Origin of the sequence: Streptomyces sp. HSW2009, assembly GCF_040240285.1 — a bacterium.
GTDB lineage: Bacteria > Actinomycetota > Actinomycetes > Streptomycetales > Streptomycetaceae > Streptomyces.
In genome coordinates, this window is record NZ_JBEHZD010000509.1 from 1 (window position 1) to 5,635 (window position 5,635).

Below are 5,635 nucleotides of genomic sequence, written 5' to 3' on the forward strand. Positions count from 1 at the left end.
CCCCCCACCACAGCCGCTACCGTCTCCGCTGCCGCTGCCACTGACGCCTCCGCTGCCACTGACGTCGTCGGCCGGCCCCCGGCCAGCGGCCAAGCGCACGGCCAGCGCATCGGCCGCGGCGTCGAACTCCGCGTAGCTCAGCCGCTGTTCCCCCGCCACCAGCGCGGTCGCCTCCGGTGTGCGGGCGACCTGGGCGCGGACGAGTGCGGGCAGCGTGGCCGGCGGCAACGGGTGGGCGGTGTCGTTCCAGTCGGTGAGCACCCGGCGCCGGTCGGCGGCCGAGAGCAGCGTTGCGGCGCTGAGCGGGGCGTCCGGGTGGCGGCAGGCCCAGTCCAGGAGCGTGCGCAGCCGCTCGCCGAGCGCCTGCACGGTCTCCCGGTCGAACAGCGCCGTACGGTAGTTGAACGCCGCCCGCAGCCCGTGCCGGCCCGGCTCCTCCACGACGGCCAGCGTCAGGTCCCACTTGGCACCCCGGGTCTCGACCAACTCGACCGTCGCGGCTGCCGGGCCGAGGCCCACCGTGCCGCGGGGCGCGTTCTGGTGCACCAGGGCGACGTGGAACACCGGGTGGCGGGCGAGCGAGCGCTCCGGGCTGAGCCGTTCCACCAGCCGCTCGAAGGGCAGGTCGCCGTGGTCGAAGGCGTCCAGGTCCACCGCGCGCACCCGCTCGACCAGTTCCCTGAAGGTCGGGTCGCCCGAGGTGTCGGTGCGCAGCACCACGGTGTTGGAGACCAGGCCGACCAGGTCGTGCAGGGCCCGGTCGGTGCGCCCGCTGAGCACGGTGCCGATCGGCAGGTCGGTGCCGCCGCCGTGCGCGGTGAGCAGCGCCGCGAACGCCGCCTGCACCACCATGAAGAGCGTGGCCCCCGACGCCGCGGCCAGTTCGGCCGCCGCCCGGTGCGAGGCCGCGTCGATGGTGAACTCGGCCGAGTCGCCGCGCTGGTCCACCTCGGTGGGCCGCGGCCGGTCCAGCGGCAGCGCGATCTCTTCGGGCGCGCCGGCCAGCGCGGTGCGCCAGTAGGCGGTCAGCGCCTCCTCCCGGTCCACCAGGGCCGCCGCCTGCCACAGCGTGTAGTCGGCGTACTGCACGGCGGGCGCCGGCGGCAGGCCCGTGGTCGCGCCGGGCAGCCGGGCGGCGTAGCAGGCGGCCAGGTCGGCGACGAGCGGGCCGCTCGACCACTCGTCACAGGCGATGTGGTGGAGCAGGAGCAGCAGGGCGCTCTCCCCGCCGGCGGTGTGCAACAGGTGGGCGCGCAGCGGCGGTTCGGCGGCGAGGTCGAACTCGTACGCGGCGAGCCTGCGCACCTCGTCGGTGATCGCGTCCGCGGGGACCTCGGCGGTGTGCAGGGCGGGGGCCGCCGCGGCGGCGGGCAGCACCCGCTGGGTCGCGCGGCCCTCGTGCTCGGGGAAGACGGTGCGCAGCACCTCGTGCCGGGCCGTCAGGTCGGCGAGCGCGTGCCGCAGCGCCCCTGCGTCGAGCCGGTCGCGGGTGCGCAGCACCAGCGGCACCGTGTAGGTGGTGCCGGAGCCGGCCAGCCGGTGCAGGAACCACAGCCGCTGCTGCGCCGGGGAGAGCGGCAGCGCGGCCGGGCGCGCTGCGGTCGCCGCCAGCGCCGGCCAGGGCGCGCGCTCGGCCCGGTCGGCCGCGGCGATGCGGTCGGCCAGCGCGGCGACCGTGGCGGCCTCGAACAGGGCCCGGATGGGCAGCCGTACGCCCAGTTCGGCGGCGATCAGCCCGGCGAGCCTGGTGACCAGCAGGGAGTGGCCGCCGAGGGCGAAGAAGTTGTCGTCGATGCCGACCGCGGGCACGCCGAGCAGCCGGCCGTACAGGTCGCACAGCAGCCGCTCGTGCGGGGTGCGCGGGGCGCGCCCGCCGGCGGTGGCGGCCCGTCCCGGCAGCGGGAGCGCGGCCCGGTCGAGCTTGCCGTTGGTGGTCAGCGGCAGCCGCTCCAGGGTGACGAAGGCGGCGGGCACCATGTGCTCGGGGAGCGCTGCGGCACAGGCTGCCCGCAGGGTGGCGGCGGCCTCGCCGGGGCGGCCGGCCGGGGCCTGGGCCTGAGTGGGGGCGGTGACCGGGGCCGGGCCAGTGGCCGGAGCGGTGGTCAGGGCCGGTTCCACGGCTGGGTCGGCGGCCGACTCGGTGGCCGCGTCAGTGACCGGTTCCGCGGCTGGGCCAGTGGCCGGTTCGGTGGCCGGTTCCGCGCCCCGGGCGCCTCCCAGCGCGGCGGTCGGCTCCCCCCCCACGTACGCGACGAGCCCGTCCCCGGTGGGCAGGTCCGTGCGGAGCAGCACGGCGGCGGCGCGTACGCCGGGGACCGTCAGCAGCACCGCTTCGATCTCGCCGGTCTCCACGCGGAAGCCGCGCACCGACACCTGGTGGTCGGCGCGGCCCAGGTAGCGCAGCACGCCGTCGGCCGACCAGCGGGCCAGGTCGCCGCTGCGGTACAGCCGGCTGCCCGGTGCCCCGAACGGGTTGGCCACGAAGCGGTCTGCGGTCAGCGCCGGCCGGTTCAGATAACCGCGGGCGAGCCCGCCGCCGGCCACGTACAGCTCGCCGGTGACGCCGGGCGGCCCCGGGCGCAGCCCGCCGTCCAGGACGTAGACCCGCAGGTCGTCGATGGCGCGGCCGATCGGGCTGGCCGCATCGGGCGCGGCGGGCGCGGTCTCGGCCGCGGTCAGTTCGTGCTCAGTGACGTGGACGGTGGTCTCGGTGATGCCGTACATGTTGAGCAGCCGCGGGCCGTCGGCGCCGGCCGTCCAGGGCGCGGCCCGGCGCGGGTCGAGCGCCTCGCCGCCGAAGACCACCCAGCGCACCGATGCCGGCGGTCCCGCGCCGTCCAGGGCATCGGTGAGCTGGTAGAACGCGGACGGCGTCTGGCTGAGTACGGTGACCTGCTCGGCCTGGAGCAGGCGCAGGAAGTCGGGGGCCGAGCGTGCCGTGTCGTGCGGGACGACGACCAGCCTGCCGCCGTGCAGCAGCGCGCCCCACAGCTCCCAGACGGAGAAGTCGAAGGCGTACGAGTGGAACATCGTCCACACGTCGGCCGGCCCGAAGCCGAACCGCTCCCGGGTCGCGTCGAAGAGCCGGCCGATGTTGCGCCGGGTGACCACCACGCCCTTGGGCTGGCCGGTGGAGCCCGAGGTGTAGATGACGTACGCGGCGTGGTCGGGCGAGGCGGCGGGCGCACCACCGGCCGCCTTGTCAGCCCCGGCAACCCCACGGGCCCCGGCGGCCCTGCCTGCCCCGTCCGCTCCGACTGCTCCGACTGCTCCGGCTGCTCCGGCTATGTCGCCCGTCTCGGCGACGACCGTCCCGTCCGCCGCCAGCGTCAGCACCCGCTGCTCGCGCAGCGCGTCCGCCGCCGGCGGGGCGGCGGTGGTCAGGACGGCCGCCGGCGCGGCGTCGGAGAGCGTGTACGCGATGCGGTCGGCCGGGTAGCGCGGGTCGATCGGCAGGTACGCGGCGCCGGCGCGAACCACCGCGAGAACGGCGACGACCGCCAGCGGGGTGCGCGGGAGCAGCAGCGCGACCCGGTCGTCGGGGCCGATGCCGAGTGCGGTCAGCCGGGCGGCCAGGCGCGCGGTGCGGGCGTCGAGTTCGGCGTAGCTGAGGGTGTGTCCGGCGTGGCTGACGGCGGGGGCGTGCGGCGCGGAGCGCACCACGGCCGCGAACCGTTCCATCAGGTCGGGCTCGCCGCTCTGCGCGCCGCGCGGGTTCCACTCGGTGAGCACCGTGCGCCGCTCGTCTGCGGTGAGCTGCGGCAACCGGCTGATCGGGGTGTCGGGGCTGGTCAGGGCCGCGTCGAGCAGGCTGACCAGGCGGGCGGCGAGCGCGGCGGCCGTAGCCTGGTCGAAGAGGTCGGCGCTGTAGTTGAGGGCGCCGGTCAGCGGCCCTTCGCCGGCGTGGTCGGTGAAGCCGACGATGAGGTCGAACTTGGCGGTGTTGGTCTCGCGCAGCCCGAACTCCACCGCGACGCCCTCGGCGACGAACGGCGCCGGCATCCGGTTCTGATAGGTCAGCATCACCTGGAAGAGCGGGTTGGCCGCCGGCGAGCGGTCCGGGTTCAGCTCTTCGACGACCCGCTCGAAGGGCACCTGGGCGTGGTCGAAGGCGTCCAGCGTGGTGCGCCGCACCCGGTCAAGGAGCGTGCCGAAGGTGGGGTTGCCGCTCAGGTCGGTGCGGAGCACCAGGGTGTTGACGAAGAAGCCGACCAACTCCTCGGTCCTGCGGTCGTCGCGGCCCGCCGTGGGCACCCCGAGCGGCAGGTCATCGCCGGCGCCGCTGGCGTGCAGGAGCAGGGCGACGCCCGCCTGGGCCACCATGAACGGCGTGACCCCGCGCGCCGCGGCCACCTCGCGCAGCGCCCGCGTCGTCCGCTCCGACAGCGCGAACGGCACGAACCCGCCGCGTCCGCTGGGCACCGCGGGCCGCGGCCGGTCGGCCGGCAGCTCGATGACGCGCGGTGCATCGGCCAACTCCTCGCGCCAGTAACGGAGTTGCCGGCCCCAGACCGGTCCGGCCAGCAGGTCGAGCTGCCAGGCGGCGTAGTCCACGTACTGCACCGGCAGCGGCGCGTACTGCGGGGCCCGGCCGGCGCGGCGGGCGGCGTACGCGGTGGCCAGGTCCCGCAGCAGCGGGTCCACGGAGCCCTCGTCGGCGGCGATGTGGTGCAGCAGGAGCAGCACCGACCAGGTGCCGTCGCCGTGCAGCGCACTCACCCGCAGCGGGAACTCGGCCGCCAGGTCGAAGGGGCGCCCGGCCAGCGCGTCGAGGACCGTCCCGCGGTCCGCTTCGGTGACCGCGCGGGTGGTGAACGGCGGCTGCCAGTCGGTCGCGACGCGCTGGTACGGCTGGCCGTCCGCGGTCTCGGCGAAGACGGTGCGCAGCACCTCGTGCCGGCCCATCAGGTCGTGCACGGCGTCCCGCAGCGCGGCCGGGTCCACCTCGCCGCGCAGGGTCAGCACGTACGGCAGGTGGTAGCCGGCGCCCGGGGCCAGCCGGTGCAGGAACCACAGCCGGCGCTGGGCCGGGGACAGCGGCGGGTGTACGGGCCTGGCGCCGGCGGCGAGTTCCGGCACGGCCGGCCGGTCGGCGGCGGCCAGCGCGGCCAGCGCCCGGACGGTCGGCGCGTCGAAGACCGCCCGCACCGACAGGTCGAGCCCCGCCGTACGCGCCCTGGCCACCAGCCGGGCGGCGAGCAGCGAGTGGCCGCCGACGGCGAAGAAGTCGTCGTCGGCGCCGACCCGCGGCACCTGGAGGACCTCGGCGAACAGGCCGGCCAGCAACTCTTCGCGCTGACCGCTGGGCGCCCGCCCCACCGGCGCGTCGAACTCCGGTGCGGGCAGCGCCGCGCGGTCCACCTTGCCGTTCGGGGTGCGCGGCAGTTCGGGGAGCGGCACCAGCAGCGCGGGGACCAGGTGGGCGGGGAGGCTGCGGGCCAGGGCCGTGCGCAGCGCGTCGAGCGCGGCCGGGTCGGCGGGCGCGACCACGTAGCCGACCAGGCGGGTGCCGCCGGCGCCGCCCGCCGCCCCCACCCCCCCGGGCCCCCCCCCCCGGTGGGCCCCCCCCCCCCCCGCCACCACACCCCCCGCGACCCCCGGGGGCCGGCCGATAAAACTCATATAGGCCGCGGCC

The 5,635-nt window shown here is 76.9% G+C and carries 1 protein-coding gene; it reads right to left on the bottom strand.

What is annotated here, in order from left to right; genetic code table 11:
* Positions 1 to 5,622 (bottom strand): non-ribosomal peptide synthetase (locus AAHZ94_RS27490; RefSeq protein ID WP_349996148.1); only part of this gene is annotated, 5,622 nt, incomplete at its 3' end.
* Between the last annotated feature and the right edge of the window lie 13 nt (positions 5,623 to 5,635).